Raw genomic sequence first — 21650 nt, forward strand, 5'->3', positions numbered from 1 at the left:
CAGCTCATCGCATCGTAGGACGTTCCCTCACCCGTCTTGACGGTGCCGGGCCGGAGGTGGCGATCGTCACCCTCAGCCGTCCTGCGTGTCGCAGTCCGCGCCCAGGCACGACACGTTCTCCACGAGCGGCTGCCCGTCCACGAGGATCGTGTAGTAGCTCTTGTCCGTCTCCTGCTCGCCGCTGCCGATGACCTCGACCGGCTTCTTGTCGGACGTCGTCCCGGTGCAGGACACGCGCATCTTCGTCTTCGTCCAGCCGGGCAGGTCCTCGCATTTCAGCGGGGACGCCAGCGTCACGCCGCGCTTCTGCAGCTCGGCCGCCGCCGTCGCGGGCATCGCCTTGCGCAGCGCGGACTGCGTCTGGTACTTCAGCTCATCGCCGCCGGTCACCACGAACGCCACACCGCCGCCCACCAGGACGAGCACGAGCAGCGCGGCGGAACCCAGGATCAGGGCCTTCTTGCGGTTCGTGCCCATGACCCGGCGACTCATCTCCACGGCCTTGCGACGTATATCCACACCAGCAACGTCACCGACAGTGCGTGGGCATATGCGTTGGGTGGTTGATTTTTCCGCTCCGTATGCGGATTCGTTGCTCTGCCAGCGCTTTGTCAGCGCTTTCCGCAGCCCAGGGAGAGGCAGTTCTTGCGCAGCACTTCGCGTCCGGCGACGGTGACGACGTAGGACTCGCGTGGACGGACGGTGTCCGCGTTGTAGGCGACGCCGCGCACGATGACCGGTTCGCTGGTCTGGGTCAGGGCCGTGCAGTTCACGCGCACAACCGAGTCGGCGCTGGTCTGCGGCGTCGTGCACAGGGGACGCTCTTGCAGTTCGATGCCCTGCCGTTGCAGCTCGTTCTCGACGCCGTCGCTGACGGCGTTGCGGTACGCCCCTTCGGAAATCCGCTGCGTCACCTCGCACCCGGCGACCAGGGGCAGGGCGAGGAGCACGGCCAGGACTTTCTTCACGCTGTCTCCGACGACGCTTGGTGGATCTCGGACACCGCGTCGGCGAGCACGTCGGGCCGGTCGAGCGGGACCATGTGCAGGGCGTCCGGCAGTTCGACCTGGCGGCCGTGCGGGGTCATCGCGGCGAGCTCCGCATGGCCCTCGGCCCATTCGCGCCGCTTCTCGGGGGTGTCGAGGTCCCCGAGCGCGGTGACGACCACCAGGGGGACGGGCGGGAACGGGCGGCGGTCGCGGAGCCGCGCCAGGTCGGCGGCCATCTCCCGGTAGGCGATCTCCTCCGCGATGACCGTGCCGATCACCGTTCCGCGCCGGTAGACGGACCGGACGACCTCGTCCGGGACGGCCTCGCCGCGGCGGCTGGTGCGGCGGAGGATCTGCCGGCGTCCGAACGGCCCGGCGACCGTCGCGAGCCGGGTCGCGCCGAGCACCGCGCCGGTCGCCGCCGCCAGCGGGGTCAGCACCGCCCCGAGCCGGGGGACCGTCGCCCCAGGACGGACGCGCTCGCAGCTCGGATCGGCGAGCACCACCCCGAGGACGCGCTCGGGCGACGTCCTGGCCAGCGCCTCGGCGGGGAACGCGGCCATCGAGTGCGCGACGACGATCACCGGCCGTCCGGCCCGCTCCGCCAGCGCCTCCATGATCGCGGTGTCGCGGCGCAGCGTGGGCCGGGAGGCCGCGGCCGGGCTGAGGCCCAGGCCCGGACGGTCGAACACGGTGATCCGGTACCCGTCGCGGAGGAGCTCGACGGTCGGGTCCCAGTCGAACCAGGCGCCGCCCAGCCCGGACGTCAGCAGCAGCGGGACGCCGTCCACCGGCCCGGACTCGACGACGTGCACCTGCTCCCCGCCCGCGTTCACGATCTCGGTCACGCGCGTGCCTTGTCTCTCGCCATCGCCGCGGGCCCGGCGGCGTGCGGTGCGCCGCGCCGGTCGGCGCGCAGCGCCCAGGCGATGAGGAGGAGCCCCAGGCACAGGGCGCCGACCTGCGTGCGCTGAACGGCCCCGAGCCACTGCCCCGTGAACATCGCCGCCATCATGGCCGCCGCGAGCACCGCCTCCGCCAGCGCGAGCGGCAGGCCCCAGCGGGCGAGGGCGGGCCACCATCCGTACCGGCGGGCGGCGAGGGACAGCAGCAGCAGCGCGGCCACCCCGCAGATGACCACGCCGCTGCTCGTCACCGCGTGGAACTCGTGGGAGAACGACACGTGCGCCGAGCGTTCCCGCAGGGCGCACCAGGTCGCCCGGCTGGGGGCGCAGTCCAGCGGGAAGGAGGCGTCGCCGACGGCGCAGACGCCGAACAGGCCGAGGAGCGTCCATCCGGCGGTGGCGAGGGGCCTGCGCCGGAGCGCGCGGAGCGCCCCGGCCGCCACGATGATCGCCAGGACGCCGGTGAGGAGGTCCCCGCCGCCGAAGACGGCGCGGTACGGCTGGTCGGCGGCCGAGAGCTCGCTCACGTAGCCGTTGAAGACGTCGAGGTCGGGGCCGAGCAGGCCCTCCAGGAGGAACGTGGCGTAGGTGATCGCCGCCGCGGCCGCCAGGACGGCCACGGGGGCGGGGACGGCGCCCGGTCCATCGTCGGCGTCCACGAGCCCCTCCCGCCGTTCGGTCCTCGCCGGTCCGCCCAGTATTTCCGAAGATCGCGACGTGGCGTGACGGGAGGCGGAGATCGGGCGCGTTCCAGGCGCGTCCGGGACGCGGCCTGCGCCATCTGACGTCGCAGAGTCTCGTGACGCAGAAGTTAACGTGCCGTTGTCGTTGTACTAGGGGCGGGACGTCCACGATGATGTCGGGGCGATTTGTCGGGATCGTCCTTGACCAGCTTTTGTTCCTACCGGTCAGGGGGCATCAATTCGGCATGAACCCGTGTTGAAGGGTTGAATAGGGGGTGTCCTGAGCAGTTCCGATCACGGTCCGTGACGCCGCATCTCAGGGGTGCGCCTCCCCGCTGACAGCAAGGAGTACCAACACGTGACACTGGTGAACGACGCGGCTCCCGCAGTGCGATCCACAGGTCGCAAGTTCCGCGCCTTCACGGCGAAGCACCTCGACGAGCTCACCGCTCGCGCGGGGCTCTCGCCCGCGCAGCGGCTCGCGACCCGGGCGGTGGCGACCGTCCTGCCGTTCCGGACGAACGCCTACGTCATCGAGGAGCTCATCGACTGGTCGGCCGCGCCCGACGACCCGATCTACCGGCTGGTCTTCCCGCAGGAGGACATGCTTCCGGCCGGGGACGTCGCGCACCTGTCCGATCTCCTGCGCCGCGAGGCGCCCAAGGCCGAGATCGAGGCCGCCGCCCACGCCGTGCGGATGAAGCTGAACCCGCACCCCGCCGGGCAGATGGAGCTGAACATCCCGTCCTTCGGCGACGGCAAGATCCCCGGGATGCAGCACAAGTACGACGAGACCGTCCTGTACTTCCCCAAGCAGGGGCAGACCTGCCACGCCTACTGCACCTACTGCTTCCGGTGGGCCCAGTTCGTCGGCGAGCCCGATCTCAAGATGGCCGGGGACGACGTCACCGCCCTGCGGGACTACCTCGTCCAGCACCCCGAGGTGACGAGCGTCCTGTTCACCGGCGGCGACGCGATGATCATGGGCGAGCCGGTGCTGCGCCGCTACATCGAGCCGCTGCTGGATCTGGAACAGCTCGAGTCCATCCGGATCGGCACCAAGTCCCTCGCGTACTGGCCGCAGAAGTTCGTCACCGACCCCGACGCCGACGAGATGCTCCGGCTGTTCGAGCAGGTCGTCGAGTCGGGCAAGAACCTGGCGTTCATGGCGCACTTCACGCACCCGCGCGAGCTCGAACCGCTCATGGTCACCGAGGCGTGCCGCCGCATCCGCGACACCGGCGCGGTCATCCGCACCCAGTCTCCCGTCATCCGGACGATCAACGACGACGCCGCGGACTGGGAGACGATGTGGCGCGTCCAGACCCGGATGGGGCTCGTCCCGTACTACATGTTCGTGGAGCGCGACACCGGGCCGCAGGACTACTTCGCCGTCCCGCTCGTCCGCGCGTACGAGATCTTCCGCGACGCCTACAAGAACGTCTCCGGGCTGTCGCGGACCGTCCGGGGGCCGTCCATGTCGGCCACGCCGGGCAAGGTCTGCGTGGACGGCGTCGTCGACATCAACGGCGAAAAGGCCTTCGCGCTCCATTTCATCCAGTGCCGCGACGCCGACCTCGTCGGCAAGCCGTTCTTCGCGCAGTACGACCCCAACGCGGTCTGGCTGGACGACCTCAAACCGGCCTTCGCCGACCGTTTCCCCTGGGAGAAGTGACGCTGAACGGCGTGCCCGGACGACCGACTCCGGGCACGCCGTTCAGCGCAGATACCGGTACAGAGCCAGGCTGACCGCGATGGCCGCCGCGCCGCAGATCGCGATCACGCGTCCCGGCGCGGCGAACTCGGCCAGCGCCCCCGCCGCGGCGATCCCGAGGGCCTGGCCGGTCATGAGCCCGGTGTTGGCGAGCCCCATCGTCTGCCCCTGGATCTCCTCCGGAACCGCGTCCGCCAACCGCCGCTGGACGGTCAGCTCGTAGCTCAGCCCGCACGTGGTCGCCAACATCAGCAGGCATGCCGCAACGAGACCGGGACCGAGCACAAAGAACAACAGCGGCATCCCGGTCAGCAGCGCTAGCGGCAGCGTCAGCCGCGACCGCAGTCCGGCAGGCACAAGACGACCCACCACAAGGTTCCCCAGCCCCATCCCGACGGCCGCAGCGGCGAGGATCAACCCCGCCGACCCGGCCTGGCCGAGGCCCGTCGCGTACGGGACCAGCACGCCCTCCGCCCCCACCGACATGGCGATCGGGAGCCAGACGGCCAGCAGCAGGCCGCGCGTCGTCCGTCCGCCCAGCAGGACCCGGTTCACCCGCCACGTCTCCCGCAACATCCCGGACGAGCCGCCCCGCTTCATGATCGTGTCCGGCAGCCCGAGATGGGCGATCAGAGCCGCCAGCGCGGCCGTCCCCGCCGCGAGCCAGAGCGTCCCGGACGGCGTCAGCACCGACAGCAGCAGCCCCCCGGCGCCCTGCCCCGCCACCTGCGAGCACGCCGCCGTCATCGTGAACAGCGACCGTCCCAGCACGTACCGGTCGCCCGGCAGCAGGACGGGCAGCCTGCCCTGCACCGCCGCCGACCCGACCGGCGCGAACAGCCCGACAATGACAAGCAGCAAGATCGTCACCGAGAGCGGCACGACGTCCAGCGCGAACACGGCGATCACCGCGAACCGCAGCAGATGGAACGCGGTCAGAAGCCGCCGGCCCGGCACCCGATCCGCAAGCGACAGCAGGAACGCGCCGCCCACCACGTACGGCAGCATCCCGGCGCCGAACACGACCGCCGCCGCGAGCGACGAGCCCGTCTCTTCATAGGTCAGCACCGACAGCGCGATGATCCGGATCGCCTCGCCCCCGGCCTGCAACGTCTGCAACGCGAACAGGACCCGGAACTCAGGCACGCCGAACACGTCGCGATACCGCGCGGACGCCACGGGGGGAGCGCTCATGACCGCAACTGTGCGTCCACGCTCCCGGCACGGACAATGTTTCGGGGAGGAACGAAATGAACCGAATCGAGGTGGACCAGGCCGACCTGGCGGCCAGCCGCTTCGGCGTCGCACCGCTGCTGGAGACCCTGAACGCGCTGGGCCTCGCCGCGGGCCGGGTGCCCGCCGGTCCACTAGGCCCGTGGTCTTCTCGGAACTCGGTCTCGCGGTCGAGCAGAACTGGCCGTACACGCTGATGTACCGGGCCAGGGGAGTGGCGGCGCTCTGGGAGAGCCCGGCCCCGCGCCGCGACGACGCCCTGGCCAGGCTGCTCGGCCGCACTCGCGCCGACCTGCTGCGGCTGCTCGCCGAACCGGCCACGACGACGTGGCTGAGCGCCCGGCTCCGGATGAGCCTCGGCGGGATCGGCGACCACCTCGCGGTCCTCTACGCGTCCGGGCTCGTCACCCGGCAACGCAGCGGCAGATCCGTCCTCTACCGGCGGACCGCGGTCGGGGACATGCTGGTCGGTGCGGTCTGATGGCGGCCGGGGGTGTGGCCGTATTCCTTGGTGAAGGCCGTGATGAAGGCGGACGGGCTTGCGTAGCCGACCTGGTGGGCGACCTTGGTCACCGGGTGGGAGTTCAGGAGTACGCGGGCGGCGCTCAGGCGTAGGCGGGTGCGCCATTGGGTGTAGGGCATGCCGAATTCGCGGACGAAGTCGCGCTGCAGGGTCTTGACGCTGACGCGCAGGTGCTCCGCCCATTCGTCGAGGCGGGTCGGGTCGGCGGGGTCGTGGGAGAGGGCGCGGGCGACGGTCAGCGCGAAGCCGGTGCCGTGGACGTCCGGTGACGGCGGGACGGTGTGCGGCGCGGCGAGGCCGGTCAGGATGCGGCGGCGGGCATTGAGCGCGGTGGTCTCGTCGCAGCCGCGGCGCGCGATCGTCTCGATGAGCCGTGCGGCCTCGTCGTCGATCGTCGCCGGGCCGGCGCGCAGGGCGTCCAGCGCGGGCGGCACCTCGCGCAGGCAGATCCGGTAGACGGTCTGCCGGTCGCCCGCGCGCACCTCGTGGCTCACCGCGCGCCTCACCCAGAACGCCTCGCCGGGCCCGGTGAACCGGATGGACGAGCCGTGCAGCGTCGCGAGGACGCCGTCCGGGGACCAGTAGAGCTGGTGCAGGAAGTCGTCGCGGCTCTCGCCGAAGGTGAGCCCGCCCGACGAGCGGTACTTGAGCAGGAGGATCCCGCCGGGCGCGCCGAGGCCGTAGCCGTACTCCTCGCAGGACTCGGGATCGTGACCGAGCTGACGTGTGACCGGCACAGGATGTCCTCTCAGCGATATGGGCACGGGGTAAGTAAGGCTAACCTAACCAGGCATCGGGCCATGTCAACGGGGGTGCCGACCCCCCGACCCCCTGGAACTAGGAACGCGACCATGCACTCTCGTAAGCCCTGGAGGCTCGCCGGCGCGGTGGCCGCCGCGCTCGTCCTCGCGACCGCCTGCGGGTCCGGCTCGGACTCCGGGTCCGGCGGCGACGCCGCGACACGGGCGTTCGAGGCCGACAACGGCAAGGTCACGATCCCTGTCGCGCCGCAGCGGGTCGTCGCGACCGGGTACGCGGTGCCGGTCCTCATCGAGGCGGACGCGAAGCTGGTCGGGATCTCGTCCTGGAAGCGCGGCCTGGCGATGATGACCCCGGAGGACCGCACGAGGTACGACGGGCTGACCAAGATCGCCGATGAGACGGCCGCGTCGACCAACTATGAGGCCATCGCCAAGGTCGAGCCGGACCTGATCGTGATCGGCGTCCCGAAGCCCGTCCTGGGCGACCTGGACCTGAAGCGCCTCGAATCCATCGCGCCGGTCGTGGCGATCGGACCGACCGTGCCGTCCGCGTGGCGCGAGTTGTCGCAGCGGCAGGCCGACGCCGCCGGCCAGGCGGGGCGGCTCGCGGAGTCGAAGTCCGCGTACGAGAAGAAGGCCGCCGCCCTCAAGGCCAAGTACAAGGACGCCCTCGCCGGGCTGGAGTTCGGGCACGTCGGCGAGTACGGCGACGTCTCGGCCGGGACGTTCATGCGCGAGTTCGCCGGCTCGTGGGGGACCAACATCGCCCAGGACATCGGCGTGACCTACTACGGCCAGGTCAAGAAGAAGGGCGGCGGCTCGAAGGACGTCAGCGAGACCTCGTCCATCGAGGAGCTGCCGCAGAGTCTCGGCGAGGCCGCCGCGATCACCTACACGCTGGAGCCCGACGGCAAGCAAGGCGAATCGGTGCGGTACGTCCTCGCCTCCAAGCTGTGGAAGAACCTGCCCGCGGTCAAGGACGGCCAGACCTTCGGGCTCCGCTACACCGAGGCGGCGACGTACGAGTCGGCCACGCGGGCCCTGGACGAGATCGACAAGGCGCTCGCGCCGCTGCTGAAGAAGTGAGCGGGATCCATATGGAACGCCACGAGCCGCGCCGCCGCGTCCTGGAGCACCACCGGACCGGCACGGAGGTGCGCCGCATCGGGTATCCGATCGGCATCCGGACGCTCCAGGTGCTGCGCCGCGAGCGGCTCACGCCGAACATGCTGCGGCTGACCTTCGGCGGCCCGGAGCTGGAGGGATTCCACACCTACCAGGCCGACGACCACATCAAGCTCGTCTTCCCCGACGCGGACGGCGCCCTCCGCCTCCCCGTGCCCACCCACGACCTGGACCTGGACTGGCCGAAGCCGTCGCCGCCCAGCCGCCGGTACACGATCCGCCGCTACGACGCGGACGCGGGCGAACTCGACATGGACTTCGTCCTGCACCCGGGCGGGCTGGCCGCGGAGTGGGCGGCGGACGTCAAGCCGGGGGAGGACGTCGCGGTCGCGGGCCCGCCCGGCGCCAAGGCGTTCCCGCACAACTACGACCACTACGTGTTCGCCGTTGATGCCACCGCGCTGCCCGCGGCGGCTCGGTGGCTGGAGGAGTCCCCGCCGGACGTGTCCGCCCGGCTGGTGATCGAGACCGCCGACGCCGCCGACCACGCCTATCCCCTCGCCGCCCGCGACGGGGTGGAGGTCACCTGGCTCGTCCGCGACGGGCGGGAGTCGTCGCTGGCCGACACCGTGCGGTCGCTCGACCTTCCCGGAGGGCGGACGTTCCTGTTCGCCGCCGGGGAAACGGGCGCGATCAGGCCGCTGCGCGCCTGGGCACGCGACCGCAAGAGCGCGAACGACAGCGCGGACGGGCTGGATGCGCTTTTCACGGGTTACTGGAAACTCGGAGTGGCCGGGCTTGAGGACGACGACTGACCCCGCCCGGCCGGCGCGGACCGTTCTGGGCGTCGTCCCCCGGGACGGCCTGGCGCGGCGGGCGGCGGTCCTGCTGGGGGCCGTCCTGCTCCTGGCCGTGCTCGCGGGCGTGAGCCTGGCCGTCGGGGCGGGCAGCGCCCCGCCGCACGAGATCTGGCGGGCCCTGACCGACTACGCGGGCACGGACGAGCAGGTGGTCGTCCGCGACGTCCGGCTGCCGCGGACGGTCCTCGCCGTCTGCGTGGGCGCCGCCCTCGGCACCGCGGGCACCCTCGTCCAGACGCTGACCCGCAACCCGCTCGCCGAGCCCGGCATCCTCGGGGTGACCGCGGGCGCCGGGCTGGCGATCACGGTCGGCACCGTGCTCGGGATCAGCGGGTCGCAGGCGGGACGGCTGGGGCTCGCGCTGTCCGGGGCGGTGCTCACGTCGCTCATCGTGTACGGCATCGGGCGGGCCGTGCCGCTGCGGCTCGTCCTCGCCGGTGTCGCCTTCACCTTCGTGCTGTCGGGGATATCCCTCGGGCTGCGCATGGTGTACCCCGACGTCCTGGACCGGTACCGGTTCTGGTCGGTCGGGTCGCTCGCCGGCCGCGAGCAGACGCCGTTCGATCTGCCGCTGCTGGCGATCGTCCTCGCCCTCGCCGGCGCGATGCTGGTCACCCGCCCCCTCGCGGGCCTCGCCCTCGGCGAGGACGTCGCGCACGCGCTCGGCGCCCGCGTCGCGCGGATCAGGGTGGCGGTGCTCGCGCTCGTGACCGTCCTCGCCGGCGCCGCCACCGCCATCGCGGGGCCGATCGTGTTCGTCGGGCTGATCGTCCCGCATCTGGCGCGGCGGGCGGCCCGCGGGTCGGTGCCGTGGCTGATGGCCTACACGATGCTGCTCGGCCCCATCCTGCTGCTCGTCTCCGACATCGGGTCGCGGGTGCTGCTGCCGACGGGCGAGGTGCCGGTGGCGGTCGTCACCGCGTTCCTCGGCGGACCGGCGCTGATCTGGGTGGTCCGGAGGTACGGGGCGGTGGAGGCATGAGCGAAGCGAACCGGGGGGCGTGGGGGGTCGACCCCCCACAACGAGCAGGCGTGAGCGTGCTGGTGATCCGCGCGGGACGGGTGTCCGCGCTGATCGAGCGGCGGACCGCGGTGACGTCGATCGCGCTGGCCGGCGTCACCCTGGCGCTGGCCTTCGTCGCACTGTGCCGCGGGAACTCCTGGGATCCGCCCGGCGAGGTCCTCGCCGGGCTCGCCGGGTACGGGGACGCGGCGCTGGTCGTCCAGGAGTGGCGGCTGCCCCGGGTGGCCGGGGCGCTGGTCTTCGGCGCGGCTCTCGGCACCGCCGGGGCGATCTTCCAGAACGTGACCCGGAACGCGCTCGGCAGCCCGGACGTGATCGGCCTGGACGCCGGCGCCTACACCGGCGTGCTGATCGCGATCACCGTTTTCGGCGGGACGGCGGCCGGGCTCGCCGCCGGTTCGCTGGCGGGCGGGCTCGCCTCGGCCGCCGCCGTCTACGCGCTGTCGCTGCGGTCCGGGCTCAGCGGCCTGCGGCTCGTCGTCATCGGGATCGCGGTGAACGCCATGCTGACCGCGCTCAACTCGTGGATCGTGCTGCTCGCCCAGCTGGAGGTGGCGACCGCCGCGACCGCGTGGAGCGCCGGCTCCCTGAACGGCCTGGACTGGGACGAGGTCCGCCTCCCGTTCCTCATCCTCGCGGCGCTGGGGCTGCTGGCGGCGGCCCTGTCCCGGACCACGGGGCAGGCCGCGCTCGGGGACGACGTCGCCGCGGCGTCGGGGGTGGCGCTGAACCGGTACCGGCTGTTGATCATCCTGGCGGGCGTGGGCCTCACCGCGACCGTCACGTCCGCGACCGGGCCGATCGTGTTCGTCGCGCTCGCCGCGCCGCAGATCGGCCGCCGGGTCGCGGGCGCCGCCGGGACGCCGGCGCTGCCCGCCGCGCTGACCGGGGCGCTGCTGCTCCTCGCCGCCGACCTCGCCGCCCAGACGGTCGTGGCCCCCGTCCAGCTGCCCGTCGGGGTCGTCACCACGGTGATCGGCGGCGTCTACCTCAGCTGGCTCCTGATCATGGAGATGAGAAGGCCGTGAACGGACGCCTGACCGCCGCCGACGTCACCCTCGCCTACGGCGACCGGGTCGTGTCGGCGAACCTGACCGTCGACGTCCCGGACGGCGCGTTCACCGCCGTCGTCGGCGCCAACGCGTGCGGCAAGTCGACGCTGCTGCGCTCGTTCGCGCGGCTGCTGGCGCCGTCGTCGGGCCGGGTGAGCTTCGACGGCCGGGACGTACGCGACTACCGGCCGAAGGCCATCGCCCGCGAGGTCGGGTTCCTGCCGCAGGGCCTCGTCGCGCCGGAGAACATCGCGGTGCGGCAGCTCGTCGCGCGGGGCCGGTACCCGCACCAGACGCTGCTGTCCACCTGGTCGCGCGAGGACGAGCGGGCCGTGACCGCGGCGATGGCGGCGGCCGGCGTCACCGACATCGCCGAACGGCCGGTGGAGAGCCTGTCCGGCGGGCAGCGGCAGCGGGCGTGGATCGCGATGGTCCTCGCCCAGGAGACGTCCTACCTGCTGCTGGACGAGCCCACCACGTTCCTCGACATCACGCACCAGTACCAGCTGCTCGCGCTGCTGGCCCGGCTCCGCGACGAGGGCCGGACGATCATCGCGGTGCTGCACGACATCAACCAGGCGTGCCGGTTCGCCGACCACCTCGTCGCCATGCGGGACGGGCGGATCGTCGCCGAGGGCGCGCCCGCCGACATCGTCGACGCCGCCCTGATCAAGGAGGTGTTCGACCTGTCGTGCGTCATCGTGCCCGACCCGGTCACCGGCACCCCGATGATCGTCCCGGACGCCTGATCAGGTCCCGTAGACGGGGATGATCGAGGCGCGGGCCAGGGTGTGGGCGGTGATGTTGAACCCGGCCACGGCGGGGGAGACGTCGGAGTCGATGCCGAGCGTCTCCACGTCCAGCGCGTGGACGGTGAACACGTAGCGGTGCGGGTCACCGGGCGGCGGGGCCGCGCCGCCGAACGCCTTCGTCCCGTAGTCGTTGCGGGCCTGGATCCCGACCTTGGCGTCCTCCGTGCCGGCGCCGGTCGGCAGTTCCGTCACGTCCGCGGGGATGTCGAACAGCGACCAGTGCCAGAAGCCGCTGCCGGTCGGCGCGTCCGGGTCGTAGCAGGTCACCGCGAAGCTCTTCGTCTCGGCGGGGAACCCCGACCAGCTCAGGTGCGGGGACTCGTCGCCGCCGCCGAAGCCCCAGTCGCTGAACACGTGCTTGTCGGGGAGGCGCTCGCCCTCGGTGACATCGTCGCTGGTCACGGTGAACGACGGGACCTCGGGCAGGAACTCGTGCGGAAGCGGCGGCTTGCCGGGCATGGCGGCCCTCCTAGGACGGGGATCGGCTGTGTGCTCCTCCATCTCTATCAGGGGCCGGTCAGGTCTTGACGGCCCCCATCGTGAACCCGGTGACGAAACGGTCCAGGAACAGGTTGAACAGGAACGCGATCGGCACCGCCGTGATCACCGTGGACGCCTGCAGCGACTGCCAGAAGAACACGTCCCCGCGGATCAGCTGCGTCGGGACGCCGGTGCTGACCACCATCTCCGGGCTCGCCGACACGAACGCCAGCGCGTACACGAACTCGCTGGCCGTGAGCGTGAAGCTGAACACGACGACCGCGACGATCCCCGGGAACACCAGCGGCAGGACGGCCCGCAGGAACGCGCCGAGGCGGCTGTGGCCGTCCACCATCGCCTGCTCCTCGATGTCCTTCGGGACGGCCTTCAGGAACCCGATCAGCAGCCACACCGACACCGGCACTGTGATCGTCGGATACACGACGATCATCGACCAGAGCGTGTCCTCCAGGCGCAGCCACACCACGACGCGGGTCAGCGACAGGAACAGCAGCGACGGCGGCACCAGGTACACCAGGAAGATCGCGATGCCCATCGGGGTGCCCCACGGACGGTCCAGCCGCGCGAGCGAGTACGCCGCCGGGAGCGACAGCGCCAGCGTGATCGCCACCACCACCGCCCCGACGATCAGCGTGTTCACCACGAACGTCAGGAACGGCGTGTCGGTGAACAGGAACGTCACATGGTCGGGCGTCGCGGGCTTGTTGTAGAAGAACGGGTTGCTCTCGGGGTTGTAGAGGTCCTGGTTCTGCTTGAACGCGCTGATCACGCTCCACAGGAACGGCATCGCGCACACCAGCGCCGCCAGGACCGCCGCCCCGTACACCCCGCACCGCGCAGCCACATGACGCCGCGCATACCGCTTCCGCAGGCCCTCGACGTCGATCGCGGTCGTCATCGGGCCTCCAGCCGTCGGACGGCGCGCAGGATCGCTATCGCGCCCGCGAACAGCAGCGGGAACAGGAACAGCGCGATCGCCGCGCCCTGCCCGACGTCCCCGCCCTCGATGCCGCGGAAGTACGCCCACGAGGCCAGCACGTCCGTCGAATGCGTCGGGCCGCCGCGTGTCAGCACGTACGGGACGGTCATGTCCGTGAACGTCATGATCGCGCCGAACAGCCCGGCGACGGCGATCACCGGCAGCGTCAGCGGGATCGTCACCTCGAACATCCGCCGCCAGAACCCGGCGCCGTCGATCCGCGCCGCCTCGTCGATGTCGCGGGGGATCGCGACCAGCCCCGCCATCACGATCACCGCGGCCAGCGGCGTCAGCCGCCACACCTGCACCATGATCACCGACGCCATCGCCGTGCCCGGACGGCCCAGCCACACGACGTTCGCGTCGATCAGCCCGAGGTTGCGGAGCACCCAGTCGACCGGCGAGAAGATCGAGTCCAGGAACCACAGCCACGACACCGTCGACAGCGCCACCGGCGTCGTCCACGGCAGCAGCACCAGGAACCGGACGAACCACTTGCCGTGGAAGTCCGCGACCAGGATGTTCGCGAGGATCTTCCCGAACACCACGATCAGCACCATGCTGACCACCGTGAAGAACAGCGTGTTCCGGAGCGAGCGCCAGAACACGCCGTCGTCGAACACCTCGGAGAAGTTGCTGAAACCGACGAAGTCGAACGACGGGTCGCCGGTGGTGACGTCGGAGAACGCGAACGCGATGGCCAGCAGGAACGGGACGCCGACCAGCGCGATGATGTAGACCACCGACGGCAGCAGCATCACCCACGCGAGGAACCCGTCCCGGTCGGCGAGCCCCGCCTTCGACCGCTTGGGCTTCGTCGGCCGCTTGAGCTCCGTGGACGGCTTGAGCCCGGTCGTCACGGCGATTCCCCGATCGGCACGGGCGCGGCGCGTTTCCCCTCGTCCGCGTCGAAGAATCGCAGCCGCTCGGACGGGACGGCGAACTCGTGCGTCTCCCCGGCCTCCAGCGGCGTGCCGACGGTCGCGGGCAGCCGCGCGATCACGCGGGTCTCCTCACCGATGCCGGTCACCGTCCCGTACACGTGCCGGTCGCCCGACAGGTACTCCATCCGCTCGACCTGGAACGGCATCGTCACCCGCGCCTTCGCCTGGACGTTCTCCACCGGCAGCAGATGCTCGGGACGGAACCCCACCAGCCGCCCGTCCCGCCTGACCAGGTTCATCGGCGGTGACCCGATGAACGTCGCCACGAACGTGTCGGCCGGGTCGTCGTACACCTCCTGCGGCGTCCCGACCTGCCGGACGCGGCCGTGCTCCAGCACCGCGATCCGGTCGCCGAGCCCCATCGCCTCCGCCTGGTCGTGCGTGACGTAGATCGTGGTGGTGCCGACGCGCTCTTGGAAGCGTTTCAGCTCGTCGCGGGCCGTCGCGCGCATCTTCGCGTCGAGGTTGGAGAGCGGCTCGTCCAGCAGGAACACCGCCGGGTCGCGGACGAGCGCCCGTGCCAGCGCCACCCGCTGCCGCTCACCGCCCGACAGCTGGCGCGGCTTGCGGCGCAGCAGCGGCTGGATGTCCAGCAGCTCGGCGGCCCATTTCGCCTTGCGGTCGCGTTCGTCCTTGGGCATCCCCTCCGCGCGGAGCGGGAAGACGATGTTGTCCATCACCGTCTTGTGCGGGTACAGCGCGTACGACTGGAACACCATCGCGATCTGCCGGACCCGCGGCGGGAGCCCGTTCACGACGTTCCCGCCGATCAGCACCTCGCCCTCGGTCGGCTGCTCCAGGCCCGCGATCGTGCGCAGCAGCGTCGTCTTCCCGCACCCGGACGGCCCGAGCAGCACCAGGTACTCCCCGGGCTCGGCCGCCAGATCGACGCCGTCCAGCGCCCGGACTTGGTCAGAGCGCCCCCGCCGCCGGGCCCGCACATGCCCGTCGAAGGTCTTGACCAGCCCCTTCACCTCTACGGTGTTCATCCGCGCCTCAGCCGCCGACGAGACCGCGGGAACGCCAGTTCTTGAAGATCGCGTTGGCGCGTCCCTCGGCCTCCGCGACCGCCTGCCGCGGGGACGTCTGGCCGCGGGCGGCGCGGCCGAACATCGTCGGCAGCACGTTGGTGTTGAAGATCTCGCCGATCGCCGGGTTGGACGGGCCCGGATAGCCGATGTTCGCGCTCCACGACGTCGCCGTCTTCAGCAGGCTCAGCTTGTTGGCGGGCTTCGCGCCCCACGGGTCGTTGTCCAGCCAGCCGTGCAGCTGCGGGACGAGCGACGGCCACCCCGGCAGGTCGTACAGCTCGGAGTGGTACGTCACGGCCGGGAAGTTCGCCGTGTAGTGCAGCAGGAACTCCTTCGCCGCGTCCGGGTTCCCCGCGTACTTCGGCACGATCCACTGCTGGATGACGTGCTGCGCCGCCAGCGCCGCCTTCGGCCCGCGCAGCGCGGGCACGAAGAAGATGTCGTCGCCGATCTTCCGGTTGGTGCCCATCGCGGTGCGCCACGCCGAGATCGAGTTCAGGATGTACGACGACTTGCCCGCGATGAGGGCCTGGTTGTTGGACGCCGGCGTCCACGAGAACACCTCGCTGGTCTCCGCGTCCTTGAACAGCCGCGCCATGTACTCGACGGCCGCGACGGTCGCGTCGGAGTTGAGGACGACCCGCTCGTTCTCGTCCTGGACGGAGCCGCCGAACGACCACAGCAGCGCCCGCGCCGCCATGTTCGAGTCGGTCTCCGGCGACAGCCCGATCCCGCACGGCACGCCGGTCTGCTTCTTGATCTCGGTGGCGCCGCGGAGCAGATCGTCCCAGGTCACCGGGCCGTTCGGCATCCCGGCCTTCTCCCACATCGACTTGCGGAAGTCGCCGGGGTCGGGCGACCAGCCGGGGCAGTAGCAGTAGAACCGCTTAGTGTTGGGGTTGTAGCTCGACTTGCGGCACAGCTCGAGTTGCTGCCCCCACCGCCGGTTCGCCTCCTGGACGAGGTCGGACAGGTCCAGGACGGACGGCTCGTACTGCGAGAACGGCGCGATGTGCTGGATGAGGTCGTGGCCTCGTCCCGCCTGGATCTCGGACGCGGCGCGGCGCGGGACGTCCACCGTGTTGATGTGGTCGACCCGGACGTCCACCCCGACCTTCTTGCCCCACTCGGCGACGAACTTGTCGAACCACTTGTCGTGCCGGGGCACGAAGTGGCTCCACATCAGGATGCTGAGGGAGCCGCTCAGCTTCTTCGCCGGGGAGGTGAACACCTCCTTCGGAGCGTTCCCGGAGTTCTTCGCCTGTGGGCCGCTGGTCTCGCTGGCGCACCCCGCCAGGACACCGTAAGCGCCTGCCGCGAGCGCCGTGGAGGATAGGAAGCCTCGTCTATTGAGCCCGACGGAGTCGGACCGGGGGGTGTGGGGGGTCGTCCCCCCTCGGGGAGTACTGAACCGGTCGGCCATGGGAGCCTCCGTCGCCGTGGGTCTCCCTTGAAGGTAGATCGGCGAGGCCGTCTCATCCAGAGACGATCCGGTAACTCCGCGTCACTGTGACCTCTCCAGTCACACGCGTCGCTCTACTTGCCGGTGGCCCGCTTTACTTGCCGTGGCCCGCTATTTGCCGGTGGCCTCGGTGTAGGCGGCGACGACCTCTTCGGGGTCGCCGTCCATGCGCATCCGGCCCTCTTCGATCCAGATGACGCGGTCGCACATGTCCTTGACCGTGTCGAGCTGGTGCGCGACCAGGAACACCGCGCCCGCCTCGTTGCGCAGCTCCTCGATCCGGCGCTTGCTCTTGACCCTGAACTTGGCGTCGCCGGTGGCGAGGGCCTCGTCGATCAGCAGCACGTCGTGGGTCTTGGCCGCGGCGATCGCGAACCGGAGCCGGGCGCCCATGCCGGACGAGTACGTCCGCATGGGGTACTGGATGAAGCCCTCCTTGAGCCCGGCGAAGTCGACGATCTTCCCGTACCGGTCCTTGACCTCCGACGGGGACATGCCCATCGCGAGGCAGCCGAGGACGATGTTGCGCTCGCCGGTGAGGTCCTTCATCAGGGCCGCGTTCACGCCGAGCAGGGACGGCTGGCCGTCGGTGTAGACGCCGCCGCGGTGCGGCGGGAGGAGCCCGGCGATGGCCTTGAGCAGCGTCGACTTGCCGGAGCCGTTGCTGCCGATGATCCCGACGGCCTCGCCCCGGTAGACGACGAACGACAGGCCCTTGATCGCGTGGACCTCCGTCATGGACGGGCGGTGCTGGCGGCGCAGCATGCGGGAGAACGCCGTCGCCGCGTTGCCCTTGCCGCCCGCGCCGTACACCCGGTACACGATGTGCAGGTCGTCGACGACGACGATCGGCTCCCGGTGCGGGTCGATCTCGAGGGCGCCGCGGACCTTCGTGTCAGTGTCAACCACGGCCGTACCGCTCCTCGGCTCTGTAGAAGTAGATGAACCCGCCTACCAGCATGACCACCGACCAGATGCCGGCGGAGAGCCACAACTGCCCCGCCTCGTTCATTTTCAGGTCGTGCGTCACATGGTCGCGGTATTCGCCCAGGAGCACGTACCGGCTGAGCTCGACGTACACGTACGCCGGGTTGAGCTGGAGCAGCTCGCCGAGGACGGGGTACTTGGCCAGCTTGGAGCCCGGCTCCATCAGCGACGGCAGGCTGAAGATCACGCCGGACATGTAGAGCCACGTGCGCATGACGAACGGCAGGAGCTGGGTGATGTCGCGGTTGAACGCGCCGAGCCGGGCCATCACCATGCCGATGCCGACGTTGAACATGAGCTGCAGCGACACCACCGGCACGAACAGGAGCATGTTGAAGCTCCACGGCTCGCCGAACGCCACGATGATCGCGAACAGGATGACCAGGGCCATCAGCAGCTGCTGGAGCTCGACGACCGCGATCGCCAGCGGCAGGGTGGCGCGCGGGAAGTGCAGCGCCCGGATCAGCGAAAGGTTGTCCCCGACGGACTTCGCGCCCGCGGTGACCGACCGCTGCGTGAAGCCGAACAGGAAGACGCCGGTCACCAGGAACGGGATGAAGTCCGGAACGCCGCGGCTCGTGTCCAGCAGCAGCCCGAAGATCAGGTAGTAGACCGCCGCGTTCAGCAGCGGCGTCAGCAGCTGCCACACCTGACCCAGCCGCGAGTCGGTGTACATCGAGATGTTCTTGGCGGACGCGAACGCCCAGATGAAGTTCCGGCGCGCCCACACGCTCTGGAGGTATTTGCGCAGCGGGGGGCGCGCGGCGCTCTGCCTCAGCCCATGGCGGGCGGCGTAGTCGGCCAGCGTCTCGTTCACGTGAGGAGGCTCCGCGATCGTTCCGACCGACTCGCCACCCGGGGAACCGAGCCGTTCCGGGTGACTCATGCCGGGAAGCCTATTGCAGTCGCTGACTCGAGCGTGACGTTCGCCCGCATGTGACCCCCGATTTGAGATCTTTACGGAATCATGTCGCCGTCCATGGGGATACCCGGGGCATGCGCGTCAACCATGCACGGCATAGGTCCGTGCCGTCACGGACCGTGATACCGCGACGTCGCCAGAGGGTTCCGGAACCACGATACGGCCTGCTGCGCAGGCTCGGGCGGGCGGACCGGTGGGCGTTCGACCGGGTGGCGGCCGCGCGGCTGCCCGGGCTGGAGTACGTCCTGCCGCGGCTGTCGCGGTTCGCCGACCACGGGGTGCTGTGGTTCACGACGGCGGGCGTCCTGGGCGCGACCGGACGGCCCCGGTTGCGGCGCGCGGCGCTGCGCGGGTCGATCGCGATCGCGGTGGCGAGCCCGGCGGTGAACGTCCTCGGCAAGCACGCGTTCCGCCGGAAGCGTCCCGTGGTGGATCTGGTGCCGCCGATCCGGATCAGATGGAAGCTGCCCACATCGCATGCGTTCCCGTCGGGGCATTCGGCGTCGGCGGCGGCGTTCGCGGCCGGGGTAGCGCTGGAGGCGCCGCGCCGGGTGGCGGTGCCGGTCGCGGTCACGGCGTCGGCGGTCGCGTTCTCCCGCGTCTACACCGGTGCCCACTACCCGGGTGACGTCCTGGCCGGGGTCGGGATCGGGGCCGCCGCCGCGCTCGGGACGCGCCTGGTCTGGCCCGCCCGTCCTCCGGTGGCCCGCGTCGCCCCCGCCGAGGACGCGGCGGAACCGGTCGCCGAGGACGGGACCGGCCTGGTCGCGGTCGTCAACCCCGGGTCGGGCGCCACCGGCGGGGCGACGGCGGCGATCCTGCCCGGCCGCCCGGAGCTGGCGATCGAGCTGCTCGAACGGGAGCTGCCCGCGGCGGAGATCGTCCGGCTGGGACCGGACGAGGACGCCGACAAGGTGCTCGGCGAGGCCGCCGGACGGGCCGCGGTGCTCGCCGTCATCGGCGGGGACGGCACCGTGAACGCGGGCGCGCGGGCCGCGCTGGAGCACGGCGTGCCGCTGCTCGTCGTCCCGACCGGGACGTTCGACCATTTCGCGCGGGCGATCGGCGTGGAGTCGGCGGCGGAGGCGATCGCGGCCTACCGGGGCGGGCGGATCGGCCGCGTGGACGTGTCCTACGTCACCCCGGTCTCCGGTGATCCGGCGGGCGAGGAGGAGCGGCTGTTCCTGAACACCGCGAGCCTCGGCGCCTACACCGAGCTGGTCGTCCGGCGGGAGCGGCTGGAGAAGCGGATCGGGAAGTGGCCCGCGCTCGCGGTCGCCGCCGTCCGGACGCTGCGGCACTCCGAACCGGTCGCGCTGACCGTGGACGGCCGGGAGCGGCGCGTCTGGCTGGCTTTCGTCGGCAACTGCGTCTACGGCTCGCGCGGCGCCGCGCCCACGTGGCGCGACCGGCTCGACGACGGGCGGCTCGACGTCCGGATGATCGCGACCGGGCGCCGCGTTCCGCGCGTCCGCGCGGTCGCCGCCGTCCTGGCCGGGCACCTGCACGTCATCCCCGGGTACCGGGCGTGGCGGGCGACCGGGGTGGAGGTGGTGTCGCGCTCCGGGGATCTGCGGCTGGCGCGCGACGGCGAGGTGTCGTCCTTGCCCGCCGCGGTGCGGTTCGGCAAGCACGCGGGGGCCCTCGCGGTGTTCACGCCGGACGACGCCGGGTAGGGGACGGGCGCCCACGGAGATCCACGAAGGCCGCCCGGAGGCCGGCGGAGGCCCGCGGAGGAGGGAGCGGACATGACGAGTGACGACACCATTCTGGGAGTCGACCCTGGCGACCTCGCCGACGACGACCTGTTCCGTGAGCTCGGCCATCTCTACGCGACGAGGCTCGACGCGCTCAGGCACGCCGCCGACCAGGCGTACGGGGAGCACACGCGGCGGATGAACCAGCTTGAGGCCGAGTACCTGCGGAGGTTCCCGGGCCGCGAGATCGACCCCGAACGGCTGCGCGAGGGCGCCCGGGCCCGCTGACGTCCGGCCGCGCTGACGTCCGGGCGCGCTGACCTCCCCGGCCTGCCGACGGGGCCCCGCCCGCTGACGGGCCCGGCTTCGTTCTTGTTCGGGTCTTCTTCGGGTAAAGCCACGGGCGTCGGCGGTGGGGCCGGGGCAGGGTCCGTTGCAGGATCCCGTTCGGGGATCTTCGGGGGGTGTGATCTGTGGGGCGGACCCGGCCCGGCCGGAAAGGACCCGGCCGGAGGAGACCCGGTGCCAGGCGCGCCGGAGGGAGGCGAGCCGGCCGCAGGCGGCGGTGCCAGGGGCGCCGCCAGTCGGAGCTGCGCGAGTACGTCCGGCGGTGGTGGCCGTTCGCCGCGGGCGCGCTGGCGACGACCGGGCTCCTGCTCGGCGCCTACCTGGGCGTTCCCCGGGACCCCGGCGCGTCCGCGAGCCTGGCCGTGCTCGGCGCGTCCCCACCGGACCGCTCCTTACCGAAGAACATCGTGCCGTACCGGCCGCCGTCCGTGCGGCCGATGAGCACCTACACCACCCGGTTCAAGCCGGGCGAGCCCCGGGTGCGCAACATCGAGCTCGCCGCCCACATCCTGGACGGCCACACCGTCGCCCCCGGCACGACGTTCTCCTTCAACGCCGTCGTCGGCCCGCGCACCGAGAGCCGCGGCTACGTGCCCGCGCCCGCCATCGTCGGGCCGCGCCTGGTGAACGACGTGGGCGGCGGCATCTGCCAGGTGTCGGCGACCTTGTTCAACGCGGTGTTCCGGGCGGGCCTGGACATCCGGAAGGCGCGCGCGCACAGCATGCACATGCCGGAGTACCCGGCGGGGCGGGAGGCCGCCGTGTCGTACCCGGCCCTCGACTTCACCTGGCGGAACGACACCGGACGTCCTGTCCGGCTCCAGGTCTCGTCCACGGCGTCGTCGCTGACCGTCAGCCTGTACGGCGAACGCAGATACCAGGTGCGGTCGAAGACGTCCGAGCGGTACGGGTTCGTCCCGTACACGAGAGGTGCGGGACGGGGACCGGAATGCGTGCCCACAGCCGGCCGCAGGGGCTTCGAGATCGACGTGTGGCGGACGCTGCTGCAGCACGGCCGCAAGGTCCGCCGGGAGAGGTTCCACACCGAATACCGTCCGCAGCCGCAGGTGCGATGCGTCTGAGCGTGCGATGGTGAAG

The 21650-nt window shown here is 71.4% G+C and carries 23 protein-coding genes; 10 read left to right on the plus strand and 13 right to left on the minus strand.

Annotated features, from left to right (window positions below; translation table 11 throughout):
• Positions 1-72 precede the first annotated feature (72 nt).
• From E1287_RS12985 to E1287_RS13000, 4 genes are all read right to left on the minus strand, one after another.
• Positions 73-477: a hypothetical protein gene (locus tag E1287_RS12985; protein ID WP_131965159.1), complete on the minus strand. Its 405-nt coding sequence runs from the start codon at positions 475-477 to the stop codon at positions 73-75.
• Between the two features lie 134 nt (positions 478-611).
• Entirely contained in the window at positions 612-968 is a 357-nt protein-coding gene (locus E1287_RS12990; protein WP_131965160.1) for a hypothetical protein, read from the minus strand.
• On the minus strand, positions 965-1837 hold the full coding sequence (locus tag E1287_RS12995; RefSeq protein ID WP_131965161.1) for an alpha/beta hydrolase: 873 nt from the start codon (positions 1835-1837) through the stop codon (positions 965-967). The genes E1287_RS12990 and E1287_RS12995 overlap by 4 nt, the downstream gene beginning before the upstream one ends.
• Positions 1834-2553 carry a DUF998 domain-containing protein gene (locus E1287_RS13000; RefSeq protein WP_131965162.1) on the minus strand — a complete coding sequence of 240 codons (720 nt, stop codon included), beginning with the start codon at positions 2551-2553 and terminating at the stop codon, positions 1834-1836. Before E1287_RS13000 ends, E1287_RS12995 begins: the two co-directional genes overlap by 4 nt.
• Before the next feature lie 382 nt (positions 2554-2935).
• Here E1287_RS13000 and E1287_RS13005 point away from each other — a divergent pair, with 382 nt between their 5' ends.
• Positions 2936-4252: a lysine 2,3-aminomutase gene (locus tag E1287_RS13005; RefSeq protein WP_131965163.1), complete on the plus strand. Its 1317-nt coding sequence runs from the start codon at positions 2936-2938 to the stop codon at positions 4250-4252.
• 42 nt (positions 4253-4294) lie between these two features.
• Here E1287_RS13005 and E1287_RS13010 read toward each other — a convergent pair whose 3' ends face one another.
• Complete coding sequence (locus tag E1287_RS13010; RefSeq protein WP_131965164.1) at positions 4295-5485, minus strand: MFS transporter; 1191 nt, start codon at positions 5483-5485, stop codon at positions 4295-4297.
• Positions 5486-5666: 181 nt separating this feature from the next.
• Here E1287_RS13010 and E1287_RS45580 point away from each other — a divergent pair, with 181 nt between their 5' ends.
• Entirely contained in the window at positions 5667-6005 is a 339-nt protein-coding gene (locus E1287_RS45580) for a winged helix-turn-helix domain-containing protein (protein ID WP_243718924.1), read from the plus strand.
• Here the strand turns inward: E1287_RS45580 and E1287_RS13020 are convergent.
• Positions 5960-6784 (minus strand): AraC family transcriptional regulator, encoded by an 825-nt coding sequence (locus E1287_RS13020; protein WP_207934185.1) that lies wholly within the window; start codon positions 6782-6784, stop codon positions 5960-5962. The genes E1287_RS45580 and E1287_RS13020 overlap by 46 nt on opposite strands.
• Before the next feature lie 114 nt (positions 6785-6898).
• Between E1287_RS13020 and E1287_RS13025 the strand changes: the two genes are divergently transcribed.
• The 5 genes from E1287_RS13025 to E1287_RS13045 are packed head-to-tail and all read left to right on the plus strand — an operon-like array spanning position 6899 to position 11618.
• The gene (locus E1287_RS13025; RefSeq protein WP_131965166.1) at positions 6899-7894 is read left to right on the plus strand and encodes an ABC transporter substrate-binding protein; all 996 of its coding nucleotides are present in this window, start codon (positions 6899-6901) and stop codon (positions 7892-7894) included.
• Entirely contained in the window at positions 7891-8748 is an 858-nt protein-coding gene (locus E1287_RS13030; RefSeq protein ID WP_243718926.1) for a siderophore-interacting protein, read from the plus strand. The genes E1287_RS13025 and E1287_RS13030 overlap by 4 nt, the downstream gene beginning before the upstream one ends.
• A complete protein-coding gene (locus tag E1287_RS13035) occupies positions 8732-9775 on the plus strand; it encodes an iron ABC transporter permease (RefSeq protein WP_243718928.1) in 1044 nt (347 codons plus the stop codon). The genes E1287_RS13030 and E1287_RS13035 overlap by 17 nt, the downstream gene beginning before the upstream one ends.
• 50 nt (positions 9776-9825) lie before the next feature.
• The gene (locus E1287_RS13040) at positions 9826-10845 is read left to right on the plus strand and encodes an iron chelate uptake ABC transporter family permease subunit (RefSeq protein WP_243718929.1); all 1020 of its coding nucleotides are present in this window, start codon (positions 9826-9828) and stop codon (positions 10843-10845) included.
• A complete protein-coding gene (locus E1287_RS13045) occupies positions 10842-11618 on the plus strand; it encodes an ABC transporter ATP-binding protein (RefSeq protein WP_131965169.1) in 777 nt (258 codons plus the stop codon). Before E1287_RS13040 ends, E1287_RS13045 begins: the two co-directional genes overlap by 4 nt.
• Here E1287_RS13045 and E1287_RS13050 read toward each other — a convergent pair whose 3' ends face one another.
• The 7 genes from E1287_RS13050 to E1287_RS13080 all read right to left on the minus strand — a co-directional run bounded on the left by E1287_RS13050 (position 11619) and on the right by E1287_RS13080 (position 18402).
• A complete protein-coding gene (locus E1287_RS13050; RefSeq protein ID WP_131965170.1) occupies positions 11619-12140 on the minus strand; it encodes a YbhB/YbcL family Raf kinase inhibitor-like protein in 522 nt (173 codons plus the stop codon).
• Between the two features lie 58 nt (positions 12141-12198).
• Positions 12199-13080, minus strand: coding sequence for a carbohydrate ABC transporter permease (locus E1287_RS13055; RefSeq protein ID WP_131965171.1), 882 nt, complete (start codon positions 13078-13080; stop codon positions 12199-12201).
• Positions 13077-14021, minus strand: a complete 945-nt coding sequence (locus E1287_RS13060; RefSeq protein ID WP_207934186.1) for a sugar ABC transporter permease — start codon at positions 14019-14021, stop codon at positions 13077-13079. The genes E1287_RS13055 and E1287_RS13060 overlap by 4 nt, the downstream gene beginning before the upstream one ends.
• The gene (locus E1287_RS13065) at positions 14018-15094 is read right to left on the minus strand and encodes an ABC transporter ATP-binding protein (protein ID WP_131965172.1); all 1077 of its coding nucleotides are present in this window, start codon (positions 15092-15094) and stop codon (positions 14018-14020) included. Before E1287_RS13065 ends, E1287_RS13060 begins: the two co-directional genes overlap by 4 nt.
• A gap of 7 nt (positions 15095-15101) precedes the next feature.
• The gene (locus E1287_RS13070) at positions 15102-16367 is read right to left on the minus strand and encodes an extracellular solute-binding protein (protein WP_207934187.1); all 1266 of its coding nucleotides are present in this window, start codon (positions 16365-16367) and stop codon (positions 15102-15104) included.
• Positions 16368-16709: 342 nt separating this feature from the next.
• Positions 16710-17507, minus strand: a complete 798-nt coding sequence (locus E1287_RS13075) for an ABC transporter ATP-binding protein (RefSeq protein WP_243718932.1) — start codon at positions 17505-17507, stop codon at positions 16710-16712.
• Positions 17500-18402, minus strand: a complete 903-nt coding sequence (locus tag E1287_RS13080) for an ABC transporter permease (RefSeq protein WP_243718934.1) — start codon at positions 18400-18402, stop codon at positions 17500-17502. The genes E1287_RS13075 and E1287_RS13080 overlap by 8 nt, the downstream gene beginning before the upstream one ends.
• Before the next feature lie 224 nt (positions 18403-18626).
• On the opposite strand from E1287_RS13080, the gene E1287_RS13085 reads away from it, so the two are divergent.
• The 3 genes from E1287_RS13085 (at position 18627) to E1287_RS13095 (ending at position 21634) form a co-directional block, all read left to right on the plus strand.
• Positions 18627-20183, plus strand: coding sequence for a bifunctional phosphatase PAP2/diacylglycerol kinase family protein (locus E1287_RS13085; protein WP_243718936.1), 1557 nt, complete (start codon positions 18627-18629; stop codon positions 20181-20183).
• A gap of 72 nt (positions 20184-20255) precedes the next feature.
• Positions 20256-20492 carry a DUF6158 family protein gene (locus E1287_RS13090; protein ID WP_131965176.1) on the plus strand — a complete coding sequence of 79 codons (237 nt, stop codon included), beginning with the start codon at positions 20256-20258 and terminating at the stop codon, positions 20490-20492.
• Between the two features lie 185 nt (positions 20493-20677).
• A complete protein-coding gene (locus E1287_RS13095) occupies positions 20678-21634 on the plus strand; it encodes a VanW family protein (RefSeq protein ID WP_131965177.1) in 957 nt (318 codons plus the stop codon).
• Positions 21635-21650 lie beyond the last annotated feature (16 nt).

Source organism: Actinomadura sp. KC06 (genome assembly GCF_004348735.1).
In the GTDB taxonomy this organism is placed as follows: Bacteria; Actinomycetota; Actinomycetes; order Streptosporangiales; family Streptosporangiaceae; genus Spirillospora.

Excerpts from the sequence above, each read along its gene's own strand:
- E1287_RS13055 (WP_131965171.1), bottom strand. The coding sequence starts at position 13,080 with ATGACGACCGCGATCGACGTCGAGGGCCTGCGGAAGCGGTATGCGCGG.
- E1287_RS12985 (WP_131965159.1), bottom strand. The coding sequence starts at position 477 with ATGGGCACGAACCGCAAGAAGGCCCTGATCCTGGGTTCCGCCGCGCTG.
- E1287_RS13050 (WP_131965170.1), bottom strand. The coding sequence starts at position 12,140 with ATGCCCGGCAAGCCGCCGCTTCCGCACGAGTTCCTGCCCGAGGTCCCG.
- E1287_RS13090 (WP_131965176.1), top strand. The coding sequence starts at position 20,256 with ATGACGAGTGACGACACCATTCTGGGAGTCGACCCTGGCGACCTCGCC.
- E1287_RS13025 (WP_131965166.1), top strand. The coding sequence starts at position 6,899 with ATGCACTCTCGTAAGCCCTGGAGGCTCGCCGGCGCGGTGGCCGCCGCG.
- E1287_RS13065 (WP_131965172.1), bottom strand. The coding sequence starts at position 15,094 with ATGAACACCGTAGAGGTGAAGGGGCTGGTCAAGACCTTCGACGGGCAT.
- E1287_RS13010 (WP_131965164.1), bottom strand. The coding sequence starts at position 5,485 with ATGAGCGCTCCCCCCGTGGCGTCCGCGCGGTATCGCGACGTGTTCGGC.